The sequence below is a fragment of the Roseomonas chloroacetimidivorans genome (assembly GCF_049629625.1).
Classification (GTDB): domain Bacteria; phylum Pseudomonadota; class Alphaproteobacteria; order Acetobacterales; family Acetobacteraceae; genus Roseomonas; species Roseomonas chloroacetimidivorans.
This window is the reverse complement of sequence record NZ_JBNBZS010000069.1, coordinates 1-19,909: the sequence shown is the minus strand read 5'-3', so window position 1 is coordinate 19,909 and position 19,909 is coordinate 1. Positions and strand designations below refer to the sequence as shown.

Genomic DNA, 19,909 nt, shown 5'->3' with positions numbered 1-19,909 from the left:
ACCCTATAAAGCCGCGCACCCAATCGGACCAAGGGCGGGGATGGGCGAGGACAGATGGCTGAGACGATGCCGGATTTAGTGCAGGATCTCGCGATCGGCGACGAGTTGACCTGGAATGCGGTGCGAATTGCCGAGCCAGGTCCCTGGGTCGGCCACATCCCGTTCGCCTTCTGGCTGGTGAAGGCATTGCGCCCGGCGAGCCTCGTGGAACTGGGCACCCATTCCGGCAACTCCTACTTCGCGTTCTGCCAGGCCATCGAGGCATTCTGTCCCGGAGCCCGCGCCTATGCCGTGGATACCTGGCAGGGTGACGAGCACGCTGGCCGTTACAGCGAGGAGGTCTACGCCGACGTTGTTCGCTTCAACGCCGGGCACTTCTCCCGCTTTTCCACCCTGCTCCGCATGACGTTCGACGACGCGCGCGGCTACTTCCCCGAGGGGGGCCAAGATGGCGGCGTCGATCTCCTGCACATCGACGGCCTGCACAGCCATGAAGCCGTTCGCCACGATTTCGAGACCTGGCGCTCCACCCTCTCGTCCCGTGGCGTCGTCCTCCTGCACGACATCAATGTCCGCGAGCGTGGCTTCGGCGTCTGGCGCCTCTGGGAGGAGTTGCGCGCCCAGTATCCTGCCTTCGCTTTCGACCATTCCCACGGCCTCGGCGTGCTCGGCGTTGGGCCAGAGCAAGCGCCGGCCCTGCGCGCCCTTTTTAACCTGGACGGGGAGCGAGCAGCTGCCTTCCGCCGCCAGGTCGCCATGCGTGGCCAGACCTTCCAGCGCCAGGCGGAAATCCTCGACCTGCGCGGGCAGATCGCCATCAAGGATGCCCATATCGCGGACCTGACCCGCCAGATCCAGGATGCGGCCGGGCGCGCGGAAGCCACCCGGGCGGAGCTGGGCGGCCAGGCAGAGACGCTGCGCGCGGAGCTGGCCTGGAAGGACGCCCTGCTGCACGCGCAGCGCGAGGTGACCGCCGCCAAGGATGTCATGATCGCGTCGCTCGGCAACGCCGCCGCCGCCCGTGCCGCAGCGCTCGCGACGCGAGACCGGATCATCGACGCGCGGGATCAGCTCGCCGTCACCCTCAACGCGGATCTGCGGAACCAGAGGCACGAGTACGAGGTCCGCCTCCTGCAGGGGCAACAGGACCGCGAGGCGATGATGGCGGAGGTGCGGCACCACCTGGCCCGCGCCGAGGCGGCCGAGGCCTCGGTCGAAGCGACCGCGCAGGCCGTCGCCGCCCGCTACGTCAGCTCCACGTCCTGGCGCATCACCCGGCCCCTACGCGTGGCGGTGCGGCTCCTGCGTGAACGGCGCCTCGCGCCAGCGCCCTCGCAGCCGAGCCCGCCCCCGCCCGCCGCTCCGCCTTCGCAGGCCGAGACGCCGGCCGCGGAGACGCCGGCGGCCCCGTCCGTGAAGGCAGCGATGCGCGCCACCCTGTCCGCGCGGCTCAACGCCTTTCTGGCCACCAGCGCGCGTCTGGAACTGCCGCGGGCCGAGGCGCCCGAGGTCAGCATCATTCTCGTGCTCTACAACCAGGCGGAGCTGACCTTCGGCTGCCTTGCCTCCATCGTCGAAACGCTGTCGGGCAAGGACGCGCCGGGGATAGAGGTGGTGATCCTCGACAATGGCTCGGCGGACCACACGGATCAGTTGCTGGACCGGGTCGATGGCGCGACCATCATCCGCAGTGAAACGAACCTGCACTTCCTCAAGGGTGTGACTCGCGCGGTGAAGTCCGCCACCGGCCGCACCCTGCTGCTTCTGAACAACGACGCGCAGCTCCTGCCCGGTGCCGTCGCCTCTGCCCTCCGCACGCTGGATTCCGCGCCCGACATCGGCGCGGTGGGCGGACGCATCATCCTGCCCGACGGGACGCTGCAGGAGGCCGGCTCCATTCTCTGGCGCAACGGTGCCGCCTCCGGCTTCGGCCGCGGCGATGACCCGAACGGGCCGGACTACATGTTCCAGCGGGACGTGGACTACTGCTCCGGCGCCTTCCTCCTGACGCCGCGCGTGGTGTGGGAGGAACTGGGCGGCTTCGACGAGCGCTATGCCCCCGCCTATTACGAGGAGACCGACTACTGCCTCCGCCTCTGGGAAAGTGGGCGGCGCGTGGTCTTCGACCCGGACGTGGCGATCATCCATTACGAGTTCGGCAGCTCCGCCTCCTCTAACGAGGCGCTGGCGCTGCAGGCCGCGAACCGCCGCATCTTCACCGAGACCCACCGCGCGTGGCTGGACGGCCAGTTCCCGCTGGATCCGATGAACGTGATCGCCGCCCGTACCACGCGCTCCGATCGGCCGCGCGTGCTGGTGATCGAGGATCGTGTCCCGAAGGTGGAGCTGGGCACCGGCTATCCGCGTGCAAACCGCCTGCTCCATGAGCTGGTGCGGGCCGGCGCCGATGTGACGCTGTTCCCGGTCTTCCGTCACCCCGAGACCTGGCAGGGCGTCCGCCGCGCGCTGGACAAGCGGATCGAGGTCCTGATCTCGGCCGAGGTATCGCAGCTCCGCGCCTATCTTGATGCGAGACGCGGGCATTTTGATGCGATCATCGTCTGCCGCCCACCGAACATGGCCTCCTTCGAGCAGGCGATCGGCGCGGACCGGGACCTGATTGGGAAGGCGCGCGTCATCTACGACGCCGAAGCGCTGTTCGTCACTCGCACGCTGCAACGCCGGCTTGCCAAGGGCGATCCGGCACCGGATCAGGAGCGGCACGAGATGGTTGCCTCTGAGGTCGCGCTCACGCGCCTTGCGAATTCCGCCATCTCCGTTTCCGCCTCGGAGCGGGAAACGCTCGAGACCTACGGCGCGACGGATGTACATGTTCTCAGCCACGCCATCGAGGACGAGCCCTTGCCGGGCCTCTACGAAGAGCGTGATCAGATCGTCTTCCTGGGTGCGATCCAGTCGGATGACGCACCCAATGCGGACGCTGTCCGCTGGTTCGCCCAGCACATCTTGCCCGGGCTCCGCCGCCATCTCGGGACAGAGGTAAAGCTCACCGTCATCGGCATGGCTGAGGCCCCGAGCCTGCGGGCACTGGCCGGCAACGCGCTCGACCTCAAGGGCATGGTGGACGACCTCCACGCGGCGCTGGCCCATGCACGGGTCATGGTGGTGCCGAGCCGACTTGGCGCCGGCATCCCGCTCAAGGCCCTGCAGGCGGCCATGCTGGGAATTCCGATGGTGGTCACCTCACTCATCGCGGAACAGCTTGGCTGGAGGGACGGCCGTGAGGTGCTGGTTGCCGACGATGCGGCCGCCTTCGCCGCTGCCTGCGCCCGCCTGTATGGCGACCGTGAGCTATGGGAGGTTCTGCGCCGCAACGCGCTGGAGCGGGTCCGGCAGGACTGCTCGCCGGAAGCCTTCGCCGCAACGGTGCGCGCCCTGGTGGCTGCCATGCCGATCACCCGCCGTAGGCCCGAAGCGCTCGTGGAGGCAGAGCGCTGCCGGCCCACGCCGCCTCCAGCCGCCGTGGAGCCTAACACCAGCCGCCCGGCTGAATCCGATTACAGCCTGGCCATCCCCTTCGACTTTCCGCCGCTTCCGGCACTGGCGCCGCGCATCGCCGTGATATGTCATCTCTACCACCCCGAGATCGGGCGCGAGGTTCGCGCCTATCTTCAGAACCTGCCCGTTCCTGCGAACCTCTTCCTTTCCACCGACGCCGCTGAGAAGGCCACGATCATCCGCGCCTGTTTTGCGGACTGGGAGAGGGGGCGCGTAGAGCTGAGGGTGGTGCCGAACCGCGGCCGCGACATCGCGCCGAAGCTCGTCGGCTTCGCCGATGCTTATGCAGATCACGACCTGGTGCTGCATCTGCATTCCAAGAAGTCGGAGCACGCGCACTTCCTGGCGCCCTGGCGTGGCTTCCTGTTCGAAAACCTACTCGGCTCCACGGCCGCGGTGTCCAGCATCCTTGATGCCTTCGCGCGCCTGCCGCAGCTCGGTATGGTGGCACCGCAGCACTACGAAGCAATCCGGCGCTGGATCGGCTGGAACGGCAATTATGAGACCGCGAAGGACCTTGCCGCGCGCATGGGCATCGCGCTCTCGCCGGTCCGTGCGCTCGACTTCCCCTCCGGCTCCATGTTCTGGGCTCGCCCGGCCGCGCTGAAGCCCTTGCTGGATCTGAACCTGTCCTTCGACGACTTCCCAGCGGAGGGCGCGCAGCTCGACCACACGCCGGCCCATGCGATCGAGCGGCTCTACTTCCTGGCCTGCGAGCGCAGTGGCCATGCCTGGCTCAAGGTGGCGCAGCCCGCGCTCTACGCGGAGACGGGCACGATCGTCACGGCGCGTAGCCCCCACGACCTGGACCGCTTCCTCGGCGAGCACGGCGCGATGCTGACCGGGCCGGTGATGCTGCCCGTTCGGAAGGAGCCCGCCCCCCTGGTCACGCGGGTGCCGCCGGGCTTGGCGCGCCGCCTCGCCGCGCGAGGGTTCTGACCTTGCTCGGCCTTTTCTGGAAGGCGCGGCCGCCCTGCGCGGGCACTGGCCGCGTCTCCGTCGTGATCCCGCTCTACAACCATGCCGCCTATATCGGGGCGGCGGTGGAGAGCGCCCTCGCCCAGGGCGCGGTGCTGCGGGAGGTGATCATCATCGACGACGGCTCGAGCGACTCTTCCGCCGAGACGATGCGGCGGATCGCCGCGCGCGACCCGCGCATCCGCTTCCGCAGCCGGCCCAACAGGGGCGCGCACGCCACCATCAACGAGGGGTTGGATGAGGCTACGGGCGAGTTCGTCGCCGTCCTCAACTCTGACGACACCTACCTGCCCGGGCGGCTGGACGCGCTGGCGCTGCGGCTGGACGCGGAGCCGGGCGCAGCCCTCGCCGCCTCCGGCATCACCTTCATGGACGGGAACGGTGCCACGGTGGAAAATAGCTGGTACCGGGATGCCCTGGCGTTCCGCGCGGGCCGGGACATGGGCACGGCGCTGGTGAATGCCAACTTCCTGATGACAACCTCCAATTACCTGTTCCGGCGCGACCTGCCCCGGCGGATCGGCGGCTTCGCGGCCCTGCGCTACACGCACGACCTGGATTTCGCCCTGCGGGCCCTGGCACTGGGGCATGGCATCGCCCTGCTGGAGCAGCCGCTGCTGCGCTATCGCCAGCACGGCGCCAACACCATCTCGGAGGACCACCGGAAGGTGCGGCTGGAGTGGGCCGCCTCCGCCGCCGCCTATCTCACACTGCTCTGGGACCGCCCCGGCGCGCCGGAGCCGGACTGGGACGCGGCGGGCGGGGTGACGGAGGTGCTGCGGCAGCACGAGCTGACGCGCATGGTGCTGCCCTGCATGGCCTATCTGCGACGCCACGGTGGCGGCCGGCTCGACGCCAGCCCCCTGCTGGCGGACGAGGCCTTTCGCGCGCGCATGCTGGAATGGGCCTGATGCGGATCCTCTTCCTCAGCAATCTCTACCCGCCCAACGTCGTCGGCGGCTACGAGCGGCTGTGCCACGAGGTGGCCTCCGACTTCGCAGCGCGCGGCCACGAGGTCACGGTCCTGACCAGCGCCCACGGCGGCAAGGTGGCGGAATATCCTGGCCAGCGCGTCCTGCGGACGCTGGAGCTGCTGACGGGCAGCGAGATCTACGTCCCCTTCCCCGGCACGGCGGAAGACCGGGCCGCGGTGAACGTTCGCAACCTGGAGCGGCTGCGCGCGGTGCTGGACGAGGTGCGGCCGGACGTCGTCTTCGCCTGGAACCTCTTCTTCTTCGACGCCTCGCTGCTCGACGCGCTGGAGGCGAGCCCCTACCGCACCGTGGTGATGCTCACGGACAACTGGCTGTTGGTGATGCGCCGGCCGGGCTTCGTGGCCGACTTCTTCCGTGACATCGTGCACGGACCCGGCCGCTTCGTGCCGCCCCCGCCGCCGCCGGCCTGGCGCGCCCTGGCCGGGCGGACGAAGCGCACCCTGCAGCGGCTGGCCGGCATCACGGCGCCGCCACGGCTGGAGGCAGTCTTTGGCGCGCGCTTCATGCGGGACTTCTACGCCGCGGGGGGCACCTATTTCCGCTCCCACCGCGTGATCCACAACGGGGTCCGCCAGTCGCCGCGCACCGGCCCGGGGCCGGACCGTGCGGCCACGGTGCGGCCCGGTCATCTGCGCCTACTGTTCGCCGGCCGCTTGGTGGATCTGAAGGGCGCCGACACGGCGATCGAGGCCCTCCCGCTGCTCGACCCCGCCGGGTTGCGCGTGGAGCGCATCACCCTCACGGTTGTGGGCGACGGGCAGGATCACGCCTATCTGGAGCGGTTCCGGGCCCTGCTCGCCGCCAGCCCGCGCGCGGCCGACATCGTGATGGAGGCGGTGGTGCCAGAGGCGGACCTGCCCGCGCTCTTCGACCGCCACGACATCTACCTCTTTCCCTCGCTCTACGAGCCCTTCTCGCTCACTCTCATCCACGCCCTGGCCTGCGGGATCCCCACCATCGCCTCCGACATCGGCGGCAACCCGGAGATCGTGGAGGATGGGCGGAGCGGCTTGCTGTTCCGCAAGGGCGATCCCGCCTCCCTGGCAGAGGCCATCGCCCGCCTCGCGCGTGATCCCGCGCTGCGGCAGCGGCTCGCGCTCGAAGGGCAGGAGGTGAGCCGGCAATTCACCTTCGAGCGCATGACGGAGGCGATGGAGCGCTTCCTGAAGACCGCGGCATGACGCCGGAGGCCCTGGCCGGCCGGCGCTGCCTCGTGCTCGGCGCAGGTGGCTTCATCGGTTTCAACCTCTGTCGCGCCTTGGCAGCGGCGGGGGCGCGCGTACACGGATTCGGCCGCGCGCCGGACTTCGCCGAGAGCCCCGCGGCGGAGGCTTGGACCGACGCGGAGTTCGGCGACCATGTGGCCCTGGCCCGGGCGCTGGACGGGGTAGAGGTGGTGTTCCACCTTCTTGGCGGCAGCGTTCCCGGCGAGGCGGAGCGGGACCCGGCGCGCGACCTGCGCACGAACGCCGCGGCGTCGCTGGAGCTGCTCAGCCTGTGCGAGGCCGCGGGAACGCGGCGCCTGGTCTTCATCTCCTCCGGTGGCACCGTCTACGGCCCTACCGCGGTGCTGCCGATCCCGGAGGACCATCCCACAAATCCCATCTCCGTCTACGGAATCCACAAGCTGCTGGTCGAGAAGCATCTCGGCTTGCGCGTCCACCGTGATGGGATGTATGCTATAGTGCTACGCGCCGCCAACCCTTACGGTCCCTACCAGCGCCCCGGCCGCGGGCAGGGGCTGGTGGCGAACCTCATCCTGCGCCGCCTCTCCGGCCGGCCAATCGAGATCTGGGGCGACGGATCCACCGTGCGCGACTACCTGCATGTGGACGACCTAGTCCGCGCCATGCTCGCCGCGGCAATCTATCAAGGCCCCCACCGTGTGATGAACGTCGGATCCGGCACCGGCCGCTCCGTCAACGAGGTCGTGGCTTCGGTGGACGAGGTACTGGGCCTTCGTGGTGCGGAAGTGCGCCACCTTCCCAACCGGCCCGCCGACGTTCCGCGCAACGTCCTGGACGTGTCCCGTATCCGCGCCGAGTTGGGATGGAGCACGCGGGTGGGGTGGCTTGAGGGCCTCCGCCAAACGGCGGACTGGCTCCGTCAGACTTATGGGGGCGGCCTCCCCGCCGTTGCAGTTCAGGCCCCATGACATCGATGCAGCTTTCCCCTGCCGGGTCCTCAGGCCGTCGCCCACGCCGTGCCCTCCTCTGGGAGGTAAAGCCCCCGGCGCACGCCTTCGGGGCCTGGAACCGCGTCACCTTCCGGGTGACAGGCGCTACCGCGGGCACGCTGCTGGTCCTGGTGGTCACGGATGGGCGGGGTACCGCCCCGGACATTTCTCTCTTCCTGCCGCCCGGTCCCGAGGAACGGGAGTGGGAGGTCCTGGCGGCGATACCGGCGGGAACGGGTGTGATACGCTTGGTTGCCAATGGTCCAGAAGCCGCGGGGGTTCAGGCGGGCGAGCCGCGCTTCGCGCGGCTCAGCCGGGCCGCGGTTTCGGCTCGGCTGCTAGCGCGTACACCCCTTCGCGCGCTCCTCTCGATCCTTCGGCACGCGCCTCGCCCGGCATCCTTCGTTCGGAGCTTGCGCGAGCTGCTGGCAGAGACGAGCCGGGCCGCTTACCCGCCGCCGGCGCACTACCACGAGTGGATCCGCCTTTTCGACCGCTGGTCCAATGAAGATTTCAACCCAGAGACACCCCGGGCGTCGCTGGGCTACGTCGTTTTTGCAGGAGGCGCGACACCGGAAGCGCTGGCAGCCACCCTCACCAGTCTCGACGCGCAGCCGCAGCCGCAGCCACGGATGGTCGTCGCCGACACCTCCGGGACCGAGTTGGCCTCGTGGCTGGCCGTGCAGGATGTGGATTACTTCGGCCTCCTGCAGGCGGGCGAGGTTCTTCCAGCCCATGTCGGCTGGATGGCCGGCGAACAGTTGCTCGCCCTCAACCGCCCCGAGATTGTGATGGCGGATGAGGATGATCTGTCGGGACAGGGGAGCCGTCACGACCCCCGCTTCAAGCCGGTGCCCAGCCACATCGCCATGCTGTCCGGCCTCCCGGCGCGGGGTCTCTGGCTCGTCGCGCGCGGCACGTTGCAGAGGCACCTTCCGGCTCCGACGGCCCGGGCGGAGGCCTTCCGCCTCGACCTTTGGCTGCAGCGATACCGCGCCTCGCCGGACGCTTTCAGCGCGCGAATCCCATTCATTCTCTCCCACCGCCGTGCGGACACCGGGACAGCGCCCGCGGAGGAACTCGCCGCCGTCGTGGCGAAGCACCTGGAAGCCGGCGGTCCCGCCCTCCACTGTTCTCCCGGGGAGCCGCTGCGCTTCACCCTGCGGAAGGACGCGCCGCTGGGACATGTGACAGTCCTCATTCCCTCCACCCTGCGGCAGCCGCATTCACTGGGCTGCATCAGCGCGGTTTTGAGGGAAACGGACTACCCGGCCATGGATGCCCGCGTGGTCGTAATGCAGCGCGGCCCACTGGATGCGGCGCAGCAGGCCGCCGCGAAGGCGCTGCTGGCCGATGCCCGCGTGACGGTCATGACCCTGCAGGCGCCTTCGTTCAATTTCTCAGCCGCGAACAATCACGCCGCCACCGGGGCGCGGGGCGAGCATATCCTGCTCCTGAACGACGACGTTTCGCCGATCCGGCCGGACTGGCTGCGCTGGATGACGGCCTTCATGGCGGATCCGCAGGTCGGGATGGTCGGGGCACGCCTGATCTACCCGGACAACCGGGTTCAGCATGGGGGGGTGATCATGGGACTGGCCGGCCTTTGCGACCACGCGCACCGCTTCCTGCCGCGCGCCGAGCCCGGTTACATGTCTCGCGCCGTCGTCTCACAGGAACTGTCGGTCGTCACGGGCGCCTGCATGCTCGTGCGGCGCGCACTGTATGAGCGAACGGGCGGACTGGACGAGGCTTATCCGAGTGCCTTCAACGACGTGGATTTCGCGCTTCGCGTCGGTGAGACCGGTCACTCCGTCGTCTACGCCGCGGAGGCCGAGCTTTATCACCACGAACTGCAGACCTACGGGAACCACTACGCTGGGGAACGCCGGGCCTTTGAGATGCTGGAAGTGACACGCATGCGGCAGCGCTGGGCGGACATCATCGCGGCGGACCCGTTCCACAACCCAAATCTCAGCCTGGCGCCGTGCATGGAATGGCAACTGGCCTTTCCTCCTCGATTAGCGCTGCACCGAGATTAGAGCAGTTCGCGGCGCGAGTTTTCCCCGGTTCGGCTGGCATCAACTATTTGCTGCCACACACGAAGAGGCCTGAGCCGCGCGCCTCCATTCCTCGGCTGTTACGTCCTCTTGCCAGAGAATGTTTGCGCCAAGTTCCTATAGCTCCGGGCAAAGGGATTCAGAGGGTGTTTGGCAATTTTATGTCGCGGCTTTCGCGAGTCTCCGAAGTATGACGCGCGACATGGCCATATAGGTGAGCATCTCGCCGGTCTGCGTCAGGTGTTCGTAATCCTACGCCATGCGCCGGTTCCGGCCGATCCAGGCGAATGTTCGCTCGACATGCGCTGATCGCGACCCGGCTGACCAGGATGGCAAGCTAGGGGTGCGAGGCGGGCGGAGAGGCTGCTCGCGACCACCCCGGGGAGGGCGTCATGGTGCAGTACGCGGCGTTGGACGTTTTGGACAAGGACACGGCCATTCACGTGCTGGACGAGCACGGCCGGTTGGTGTGGAAGGGCAAGCGGGCGAGCGAACCGGAGGTGCTGGCCACGGCCCTGCAGTGCAACAAGACCGACGCGCGGGATGCCGAGACGCTGGCGCAGCTCGTGCGGACGGGCTGGTACCGGGAGGCACGGGTTAAAGGCTGGGCGGCGCACGCGGTGCGCCCCCTGGTGAACGCCCGGTCCCAGCTGGTCGGCATCTCGACGGACCTGTCGAACCAGAGATCCGGAGCGTGCTCAAGACCTTTGGGCTGTCCGCCGTCAGGGCTCATGAGGGCATTGTCAACTTGCTGAAGGCGGCCCGGAATGAATAGCTTTTTTATGTCGTTGCCAGGGCCGATCCCACACTAATATTGCGCCAAACCGCTATCATTGTGAGCCGTGCTTGCGGATTTTTGTTCCGGTTGAGAACGAGTTGACAATGCCGCCCCAGGTCTGAACCATGCGATGGTTTGCCTCCTTCTGATGAACGATAACTGTCCCTTGTCGAGCGTTAGCATCGGGGGAGTTTACCGGACCGCGCGGCAGGAAATCTCCTTAGCTCCCTGCACGATGGGGCCTTTATCGTCCAAAGGCTGGTATTCATCGATCGCCAGGGCGGGGCCTATCTGCTTCCGCCACTGATCAACCTGTAAGAGCCCCGCCGTGGTCACGAAGCCGAGGATGTTGCCTGGAGACGCCCCTGTCCCCCGCCGGAACGCGCTCGGTGCGGTCTCATCGTATCCCAGCACCGCCATCACCGGCATGCCCATTACCTCCATCGGAGGCATCACCTCGAAGTAGTTTACGCTACCCCGAACAGCGTAAGGTGTGGTGGAGATGTAGAGTTCCGCCTGCAGCGCAGTGATGACATCGACAGCATGCGGAGCACGACGACAGGCCATCTCTGGCACAAGGATTTCTGCGAAGCGCAGGGCCGTGACGGTATGGTCAAAGCAGGCAAGACGCTGCTGATCGTCGCGGAGTTCGCGACATTGGCCGATCGTCCTGGAGGACGCATCTGGGGGAGCGCTGACCGCGAGGAGGGCTGCAACCGAGATGACCGCCCAGAAGCTCCTACGCATCCGATCCCCCCTTGAGGCCCACGCCAACCATGCGGGATCAGCTGACGACCGGCAAGGCCGCTAAGGTCTACCGCCCGGCCTCGGCCGCCAGCTTGTCCCGGTTTTGGCGCACCAAGTCCACCAACACGGCCGAGACTGAAGGGCGACCGCCGGCCACGGCAGCACGCCGGACGGCTCCGTTACAAAGTTTTCAGGGGAGGCTGGTAGAAATAGATTGGACCTAAAGCGGAGCAACGGGCGGGGTAGCATTGGGCCAGAAGTGGCGGACCAAGAGGCGGCAGTTCACGGCCGAGGTGATCCTGTGGGCGGTCCAGTGGTATCTTATGTTCCCGGTCAGCTACCGCGACCTCGCCCTCATGCTTCGGGACCGCGGCGTCGAGGTGGACCACTCGACCATATTCCGCTGGATCCAGGCCTATGCTCCGGAGCTGGAGAAGCGGATCCGGTCGCACTTGCATGCCTCGGACGGCTCTTGGCGGGCCGACGAGATGGGGTATCCCGGCCTGGCGTAGCCGCCAGCCCTTGTCTGGGCGGAGCGGGGTGCCTGGTCTTTGGAGGGCTGGCGATCGCCTGCCAGCCTCATGCCCCAGCTCTGGAGGACGGTGCCATGCTCTACTGCGGACTGGACGTGTCTCTGAAGCAGACCGCGCTTTGTGTTGTGGACGGTGATGGCCGGGTGGTCAGGGAGGCCAGGCTGGCCACCGACCCGGAGGTGATCAGCCGCTTTCTCCAGGAGAATGAGCTTGGTTGCGAGCGCATCGGCCTGGAGTCCGGAGGGACGTCGTCCTGGCTCTGCCTGGAACTGCGCCGGCTTGGACACCCTGCTGTATGCATTGATGCCCGAGGCATCGCGGAGCTGATGCGCGTCAGGACCTTCCGCGAGGTCTGGATCAAGTCACAGGAGAGCCAACGCCGGGGCATGCTGCTAACAGCTCGCGGGACACTGCACGGCCAGAGGGTTGCCCTGGAGAACACGATCCGTGGCCTACTGCGCCTCGAGGGGATCCAGTTTCCAACTCGCGGGAGCCGCTTTGCCGAAGATGTCCTGGAGCGGATCGGTGGATCGGATGCCTTGCACTTGATCATCCGCCCCCTGCTGGAGGCGCGTGCCACGATCATGCGCCAGATCCTTGTCCTGGACCGCCAGATCATCACGACGGCCCAGCAGGATTCTGTGTGCCGCCTGCTGATGACGATCCCGGGCGTGGGCGCGCATACCGCGCTGTCCTTCAAGGCCTGCGTTGACGACCCCGCGCGCTTCCGGCGGTCGCGGACGGTCGGGGCGCATTTCGGCCTCACGCCCGGGCAGTACAGCTCCGGCGAGGTCAACATCGCCGGGCGGATCAGCAAGATGGGCGACCGGGGCATGCGCAGGCTGCTCTATGTGGCCGCGAACGCGATGATGACCCGCAGCCGCTGGTCAGCCCTCAAGGCCTGGGCCATGCGCCTGGCCAAGGCACGAGGTGCACGACGCGCCAAAGTGGCCCTGGCTCGCCGGCTGGCCGCGACGATGCATGCGATGTGGCAGTCGGGCGAGCCCTTCCGCTGGACGAAGCAGGCCGAGGCTGCCTGAGCGGCGGCCCGGCTGCCCTGCCACGCTGTGGCAGGTCCCGCGAGGACGGGTTGGCCCGAGAGCGCAGGTACGTTTGGTCCCACCTCGGTGAGAGACCGCCGATGAGATCGCTCCGGGCCACCTGACCGACCCCATCCTGTGCCGGCCGATGGCGCTGAGCACGTAGAGAAGACTGTCACCTCAGGGACCACGTCACGGCAAAAGCAGGCATCGAGAGCAAGCCGCGCATGCCATGCAGCAGGAGAGCATCGCAGAGAGGAACTGCTCGGATGAGATAAAAGCGCCTTGACCGGCAAGGCCGGGATAGAGAAAATCTAGATACTGCTGCCGCTTCATGGCTCACTCCGAGAGGACGAGATCCTCTCGGGACGGCGCCAACGGCCTCGGGCAGTGTTCGGTCACACGCTGTCCACCCCCGGGGCTGCGGCAGGACCAACCCGCCCCGTCGGATCAGGCAGAATTTACCTTTTGTGAACAGAACATCTTCGCTAGGTCCAGGCCGATGGTAGTAGTAGCCTTGCCCATGGACGCCTCCTATGAGTGGTGTTCAACACCTCCACTCTGGCACACTGATGCCGTCGGGGGCGTCCACCTCATCAGAACCCCGCACGGCACCTCAGGCGCCGCCCACGTCTGGCCGCAAGGTTCCATGCAGGAAGATTCGCACCGAGCTTGTGATCCGCTCGCGCAATACCTTCGGCGGAATGGAACTTATCGCCCCGATCAGCATCTCGTGGTGGAAGGAACCTAGTGCCATGCCCATGAGCATGCGAGCTGCGTGACACGGATCACCGACGGCGTACCGCCCGCTGCGCTCCAGTTCCTCCAGATAGCCCTCCAGCGCCAGCCGGGCCGATCCTGCGCCCCGCCCCTCCGCCGCCGTCAGTAGGGCGGGGCTGTGGGTGTACTCGGCCATCAGCATGCGGAGGGTGGCGACGGAACTCTCGCGCAAGATAAAGCGGCCGCTCTCCTCCAGGAACTCGATTAGCGCAGCCTCGGGCGGCTTTGAACAGTCCACCCTCACTTGGCAGACCTCGTCCTTCATCCGCTCCAGCAAGGCAAAGAACAGATCCTCCTTCGAGGCGAACAGCTTGTAGATCGTCTTCTTGGAGCAGCCTGCATGGCGGGCGATGGTGTCCACCGTCGCGACATGGAAGCCCTCGGCCATGAAGGCGACCTCGGCTGCAGCGAAGATCCGGTCGCGCACGGCCGCGCCCGCCTCTCGCTCCTCGCCAGCCCCTGCCGTGACGCCGACGCCATGATCCATCGCAACGCTTCCCTACTATAACATGCTGCGACGCAGCATTTGCTTGACGGCGGGCCAGAAAATACCCAGTTTTCCGATTATCGGAAACCGAAAAGTTTCTCGTTCAACTGAATCCTTGCGGGGATAGCCGAGATGCGTGACCTGCCCCAGAGCTTGGCTGCGGCCAATTGGCTGCTCCCGCCCGGGACCCATCGGAGCCGCTGGCTGGCGGGAATTCTGCTTTTTTTGCCGCTTCTCGCCTCCTGCGATGATTCCCTGCAGGCCGCGCCGCCCGCCCCCCCGCCGCCTCCGGTCTCCGTGGTCCGCCTTCAGCCCAGCCCGGTGGCGATCCAGAATGTCCTGCCCGGGCGGACCTCCGCCTATCAAGTGGCGGAGATCCGTCCACAGGTCAGCGGGGTGCTGCAGCAGCGGCTGTTCCGGGAGGGCGAGGCGGTGCAGGCCGGCCAGCCCCTCTTCCAGATCGACCCCGCCCCCTACCAGGCCAGCCTCGCCAGTGCCGAGGCAAGCCAGGCGAGGGCCGAGGCCACGCTCCAGTCGGCGCGGGCCACCGTCACCCGCTACCGCCCGCTGGTCGCCCAGGCCGGTGTCAGCCGGCTGGATTACGACAACGCGGTCGCGACGCAGCGCCAGGCCGAGGCGGATGTGGCCTCCGCCAAGGCGGCGGTGGATTCGGCCCGCATCGACCTCACCCGCACCCGGATCACCTCCCCCATCCCGGGGCGTACGGGGCGCTCCGCCCTGACCGTCGGTGCGCTGGTCACGGCGAGCCAGACCACGGCGCTGCTCACCGTCACCCAGCTCGACCCCATCCTAGTGGACCTGACCCAGCCCGCCGATGTTCTGTTGCGGCTGCGCCGTGACCTGGAGGAAGGGCGGCTGCGGCGCAGCGACGACGGTGCGGCGGAGGTCCATCTGATGCTCGGGGATGGCACGGACTACCCCCATCCCGGCCGCCTGCAGTTCTCGGAGGTGACGGTGGATGCCGATACCGGCTCCGTCACCCTCCGCGCCGAGTTCCCCAATCCCGAGGGGATGCTGATGCCCGGCATGTTCGTGCGCGCGCGGCTCGAGGCCGGCGTGGCACAGAACGCGATCCTGGTGCCGCAGCAGGCCGTCTCCCGCAACCAGCGCGGGGAGGCGACCACGCTCGTCGTCGATCAGGATGGGGCGGTGCGGCAGCGGGTGATCCAGACCCGGCAGGCGATCGGCAACAAGTGGCTGGTCGGCGGGGGCCTCTCCGCCGGGGACCGCGTGGTCGTCGAGGGCGTGCAGCGCGTGCGCGACGGGGTGAAGCCCGAGGTGAAGGAGGTCACGATGGAGGACCTGGACCGGCGCGGCGCGCCTGCGGCCGCTGTCGCGACGGCGCAGGCGGAGGGCTGACCCGGCATGGCCCGCTTCTTCATTGACCGCCCGGTCTTCGCCTGGGTCATCGCCGTCGGTATCATGCTGATGGGCGTCATCGCCATCCGCAGCCTGCCCATCGCGCAGTACCCGACCATTGCGCCGCCGACAATCCAGATCACCGTCACCTATCCCGGCGCTTCGGCCCAGACGGTGCAGAACACCGTGGTCCAGATCATCGAGCAGCAGATGAACGGGCTGGACGGGCTGCAATATTTCATCTCTCAGAGCAACCGCGACGGCTCGGCGCAGATCTCCCTGACCTTCGCCCAGGGCACCAATCCGGATACGGCCCAGGTGCAGGTGCAGAACAAGCTCTCCCTGGCCCAGCAGCGCCTACCCCAGGCCGTGCAGCAGCAGGGCGTGCGCGTGACGAAGGGCGCCACGAGCTACCTGCTGGTGGTCGCCTTCGCTTCGACCGACGGCAAGCTGACCACCAACGACCTGGCCGACTATATCGGCTCGACCGTGCAGGACCCGCTGACCCGCACCTATGGCGTCGGCAACTTCAACCTGTTCGGCTCGCAGTTCGCGATGCGGATCTGGCTGGACCCGGACAGGCTCAACGCCTTCGAGCTGATGCCGTCCGACATCAGCGCCGCCCTCTCCGCGCAGAACGTGCAGGTGGCCTCGGGCGAGTTGGGCGCGCGCCCCGCCGTGCCCGGGCAGATGTTGAATGCGACGCTGATCGGTCCCTCCTATCTCAGCACGCCCGAGCAGTTCGGCTCCGTCCTGCTGAAGGTGAAGACCGACGGCTCGCAGGTGCGGCTGCGGGACGTGGCGCGGGTGGAGCTGGGAGCGGAGAACTATGCCTTCAGCAGCCTGCATAACGGGCGCCCGACCGCCGGCATCGCCCTCCAGCTCGCCCCGGGCGCCAATGCCGTGGCCACCGCGGAGGCGATCCGCGCGACGATCGATTCCCTGCGCCCGACCCTGCCGCCCAATGTCGAGGTCGAGTATCCCCTGGACACCACGCCTTTCGTGGAGATCTCGATTCATGAGGTGATCAAGGCGCTGGGGGAGGCGATGGTCCTCGTTTTCCTGGTCATGTACCTCTTCCTGCAGAACCTCCGCGCGACGCTGATTCCGACCCTCGCCATTCCCGTGGTGCTGCTGGGCACCTTCGCGGTGCTCTTTGTGGCGGGCTACTCGATCAACACCCTGACCATGTTCGCCATGGTGCTCGCCATCGGCCTGCTGGTCGACGACGCGATCGTGGTGGTGGAGAATGTCGAGCGCGTGATGGAGCAGGAGAAGCTCTCGCCGGTGGAGGCCACGCGCCGGTCGATGGACCAGATCTCCGGCGCGCTGATCGGCATCGGCCTGGTGCTCTCGGCCGTGTTCTTCCCGATGTTCTTCTTCGGCGGCTCGGCCGGCGTGATCTACCGGCAGTTCTCGCTGACCATCATCACGGCCATGACGCTCTCGGTGATGGTGGCGCTGGTCTTCACCCCGGCGCTCTGCGCCACCATCCTGCGCCGGCCCGACCATACGGAGCGGCGCGGCTTCTTCGGATGGTTCAACCGCAACTTCGACCGAACGACCCGTGGCTATGGCGGCGGCGTCCGGCACATCACGGGCCGCCCCGCCCGGTTCCTGGTGATCTATGCCGCCCTGGCCGTGGGCATGGGCTTCCTCTACACCCGCCTCCCCACCTCCTTCCTGCCGGATGAGGACCAGGGCGTGATGTATGCCCAGGTGGTCGCGCCCCCCGGCGCCACGGTTGAGCGAACCCAGCGCGCCCTGGATGATGTGATCAAGTATCTCCTCAACGACGAGAAGAACGTCGTCGGCTCCGTCATGGGCATCACCGGCTTCAACTTTAGCGGCCGCGGGCAGAACGCCGCCATGGCCTTTATCCGGTTGAGAGACTGGGAGGAGCGTCCGGGGGAGGAGAACTCGGTCGGCGCGCTGTCCCGCCGGATCATGGCGCGCTTCGGGCGCTATCCGGATGCCCAGATCATCGCCTTCGCACCGCCAGCCGTCACTGAGTTGGGCAACGCTAGCGGCTTCAACATGCAGCTTCTCGACAATGGCGGGCTGGGGCGCACGACCCTGGTGGCGGCGCGCGACCAGCTGCTCCAGGCGGCCGCGGGCAGTCAGGTGGTCACCAATGTCCGCCCGAATGAGCAGAACGAGGAGCCGCAATTCAAGCTAGACATCGACTGGGAGCGGGCGAGCGCCCTGGGCCTGACCATCGCGCAGGTGAACAGCACCCTTTCGGCCGCCTTCGGCGCCTCCTATGCCGGCGACTTCATCGACCGGGGACGCATCAAGCGCATCTACATGCAGGGCGACGCGCCGGCGCGCATGCTGCCGGAGGACCTGTCGCGCTGGTATGTCCGCAACAGCACCGGCGAGATGGTACCCTTCTCGACCTTCTCCACCGCTCACTGGGAGTTGGGCTCGCCGCGCTTGGCTCGCTTCAACGGCATCGGCTCCATCGAGATCCAGGGCAATGCCGCGCCGGGACGGACCACGGGCGAGGCCATGGCAGAGATGGAGCGCATCGCTAAGGATTTGCCCCAGGGCATCGGCGTCGCCTGGACTGGCCTCTCCTATGAGGAGCGGGCCTCCGGCTCGCAGGCCTTCGCCCTCTACGGCATCTCCATGGTCGTCGTCTTTCTCTGCCTTGCGGCGCTCTATGAGAGCTGGGCGATCCCGGTCTCGGTGATGATGGTGGTGCCGCTCGGCGTGCTCGGCGCCGTATCCGCCACGCTGTTGCGGGGCATGTCGAATGACGTGTACTTTCAGGTCGGCCTGCTCACCACCATCGGCCTCTCGGCGAAGAACGCCATCCTGATCGTGGAATTTGCTAAGGAGCATTTCGAGAGCGGCGAGAGCCTGATCGATTCCGCGCTGCACGCGGCGCGGGAACGGCTTCGACCCATCCTGATGACCTCGCTCGCCTTCGTCCTCGGCGTCGTGCCGCTGGCCATCGCCACCGGCGCGGGCGCGGGCGGTCGGCAGGCGATCGGTACGGGCGTGATCGGCGGCGTGGTGACGGGCACCGTGCTGGCGGTGTTCTTCGTGCCGCTCTTCTTTGTGGTCGTGCTGCGGCTCTTCCGCACCAAGCGGGCCTCGGAGCAGACAGCCAAACCGGCTCCAGCCCCAGCAGAGTAGAGCCTCTAAACCGGCTCGCCTCGATGCACCGGTGCCGGCCAGTTGGCCGGGCCGACCTCAGTGGAGTCGCCTTCGCGCCGAGGCGTTCTTCCTCGATCCTGCCCTGCGGCGCTTGACCACCATAGCGCGACTGCGATGCTCCTATAATGGTCAAGGGCTCGTTGACGCTGAGTGTTGGGCGTTGGCCGGGCGGCAGAGATAGCCGAAGATCTCGCGCGCGACGAAGCGCTTGAGGCAGCGGATAATCTCGAGCTTGCTCTTCCCCTCGGCGGTGCGTCGCCTGACGTAGTCAAGGGTCGGCTGGTGAGCGCGCATGCGCACGATGACGACGCGGTAGAGGGCGGCGTTGGCCTGGCGGTTGCCGCCTCGACTGAGCCGATGGCGGTTGGTCTTGCCGCTGGAAGCTGGGATTGGACATGCGCCGCAAAGCTTGGCTAAGGCCGCTTCAGAGCGGATGCGCTCGCGGTTGTCGCCGATGAGCAGCAGCATTTCGGCTGCAGTGCCTGTGCCCATGCCGTGGGCCTGGACCATGTCAGGGGCGAGTTGCTGGGTGAGCTGCTCAAGCTGAGCGTCATGGTCCTTGACCTCCGCGTCCAGGACGAGCCAGCGCCGGGCGATGGCTCGCAAGGTGGTCTTGGCGGAGGTGGTGGTCGAGGTGAGCGGGCCTGGGCGCAGGGCGGCAAGATGGCGGAGCAGCGCTATCTTGCCAGTGATGGGGTCGAGCTGCTCGCGCAGCACTGGAGGTGCGCTGACGATGATCGACTTCAGCGCCTGCATGGCTTGGCTCCGCGCCTTAACCGCGGTGTCGCGGGCCACCTTGAGGTGCCGGATCATCTCGACCGTGCTCGTACCAGACTTCGGCACTGCCGTGGTTTGGCCTGCCAGCACGCTGCGGGCAGCGCCTTCGGCGTCGAGGGGATCATCCTTGCCCTTCTGGCGCCGCAGCTGCCGGCTGGGGCGGTGGTGGATTCCAATGGTCGTCGCAACACCAGGGCGGAGGGTGGCGCGATGGCGGGTCGGCGGCGTTCGGATTGGGCCATGCGGGATAAGGTGCGGTCGCCGGGTCGGCCGCCGGTAACGCGGCAGGAGCATCGGCGGCGGTTCTGGGCATTGATTGCCAAAGGGCTTTCGAGCGAGGACGCGGCGATGGAGGTTAGGGTATCGTAGCCGGTCGGGTTCCGGTGGTTCCGGGAGGCGGGCGGGATGGCTCCGTCGCACCTGTCGCGGTCGTCGAAGCTGCCCTCTGTGCGGCACCTCAGCTTTGCCGAGCGCGAGGAGATCGCGCTCTGGCG

Annotated in this window: 11 protein-coding genes and 3 pseudogenes; 11 read left to right on the top strand and 3 right to left on the bottom strand. The window is 67.6% G+C overall.

The features are described 5' to 3' along the window. The first annotated feature begins 54 nt into the window (after positions 1-54). From ACO1BU_RS28740 to ACO1BU_RS28715, 6 genes and pseudogenes are all read left to right on the top strand, one after another. Positions 55-4,458 (top strand): rhamnan synthesis F family protein, encoded by a 4,404-nt coding sequence (locus ACO1BU_RS28740; RefSeq protein ID WP_424139396.1) that lies wholly within the window; start codon positions 55-57, stop codon positions 4,456-4,458. Between the two features lie 2 nt (positions 4,459-4,460). After that, positions 4,461-5,408, top strand: a complete 948-nt coding sequence (locus ACO1BU_RS28735) for a glycosyltransferase family 2 protein (RefSeq protein ID WP_424139395.1) — start codon at positions 4,461-4,463, stop codon at positions 5,406-5,408. Further along, the gene (locus ACO1BU_RS28730) at positions 5,408-6,673 is read left to right on the top strand and encodes a glycosyltransferase family 4 protein (protein ID WP_424139394.1); all 1,266 of its coding nucleotides are present in this window, start codon (positions 5,408-5,410) and stop codon (positions 6,671-6,673) included. The genes ACO1BU_RS28735 and ACO1BU_RS28730 overlap by 1 nt, the downstream gene beginning before the upstream one ends. Continuing rightward, positions 6,670-7,647 (top strand): NAD-dependent epimerase/dehydratase family protein, encoded by a 978-nt coding sequence (locus tag ACO1BU_RS28725; RefSeq protein ID WP_424139393.1) that lies wholly within the window; start codon positions 6,670-6,672, stop codon positions 7,645-7,647. Before ACO1BU_RS28730 ends, ACO1BU_RS28725 begins: the two co-directional genes overlap by 4 nt. Beyond that, positions 7,644-9,710 (top strand): glycosyltransferase family 2 protein, encoded by a 2,067-nt coding sequence (locus tag ACO1BU_RS28720; protein ID WP_424139392.1) that lies wholly within the window; start codon positions 7,644-7,646, stop codon positions 9,708-9,710. The genes ACO1BU_RS28725 and ACO1BU_RS28720 overlap by 4 nt, the downstream gene beginning before the upstream one ends. Before the next feature lie 410 nt (positions 9,711-10,120). Then, positions 10,121-10,440 (top strand): annotated as a pseudogene (locus tag ACO1BU_RS28715) (IS110 family transposase); the annotation flags it as partial. A 258-nt stretch (positions 10,441-10,698) separates the two neighbouring features. On the opposite strand, the gene ACO1BU_RS28710 reads toward ACO1BU_RS28715, so the two are convergent. Continuing rightward, positions 10,699-11,253, bottom strand: coding sequence for a hypothetical protein (locus tag ACO1BU_RS28710; RefSeq protein ID WP_424139391.1), 555 nt, complete (start codon positions 11,251-11,253; stop codon positions 10,699-10,701). A gap of 248 nt (positions 11,254-11,501) precedes the next feature. Between ACO1BU_RS28710 and ACO1BU_RS28705 the strand changes: the two are divergent. Beyond that, a pseudogene (locus ACO1BU_RS28705) lies at positions 11,502-11,741 on the top strand (IS6 family transposase); the annotation flags it as partial. 119 nt (positions 11,742-11,860) lie between these two features. Then, positions 11,861-12,826, top strand: coding sequence for an IS110 family RNA-guided transposase (locus ACO1BU_RS28700; RefSeq protein ID WP_424139390.1), 966 nt, complete (start codon positions 11,861-11,863; stop codon positions 12,824-12,826). A 616-nt stretch (positions 12,827-13,442) separates the two neighbouring features. On the opposite strand, the gene ACO1BU_RS28695 is transcribed toward ACO1BU_RS28700, so the two are convergent. Further along, on the bottom strand, positions 13,443-14,093 hold the full coding sequence (locus ACO1BU_RS28695) for a TetR/AcrR family transcriptional regulator (protein ID WP_424139389.1): 651 nt from the start codon (positions 14,091-14,093) through the stop codon (positions 13,443-13,445). A 132-nt stretch (positions 14,094-14,225) separates the two neighbouring features. Between ACO1BU_RS28695 and ACO1BU_RS28690 the strand changes: the two genes are divergently transcribed. After that, positions 14,226-15,473, top strand: coding sequence for an efflux RND transporter periplasmic adaptor subunit (locus ACO1BU_RS28690; protein ID WP_424139388.1), 1,248 nt, complete (start codon positions 14,226-14,228; stop codon positions 15,471-15,473). Positions 15,474-15,479: 6 nt separating this feature from the next. After that, positions 15,480-18,617 carry an efflux RND transporter permease subunit gene (locus ACO1BU_RS28685; protein ID WP_424139387.1) on the top strand — a complete coding sequence of 1,046 codons (3,138 nt, stop codon included), beginning with the start codon at positions 15,480-15,482 and terminating at the stop codon, positions 18,615-18,617. Positions 18,618-18,767: 150 nt separating this feature from the next. Here the strand turns inward: ACO1BU_RS28685 and ACO1BU_RS28680 are convergent, their stop codons facing one another. Beyond that, positions 18,768-19,394, bottom strand: a complete 627-nt coding sequence (locus ACO1BU_RS28680; RefSeq protein WP_424139386.1) for a transposase — start codon at positions 19,392-19,394, stop codon at positions 18,768-18,770. A 231-nt stretch (positions 19,395-19,625) separates the two neighbouring features. Here ACO1BU_RS28680 and ACO1BU_RS28675 point away from each other — a divergent pair. Further along, positions 19,626-19,909: pseudogene (locus ACO1BU_RS28675) on the top strand (IS30 family transposase); the annotation flags it as partial.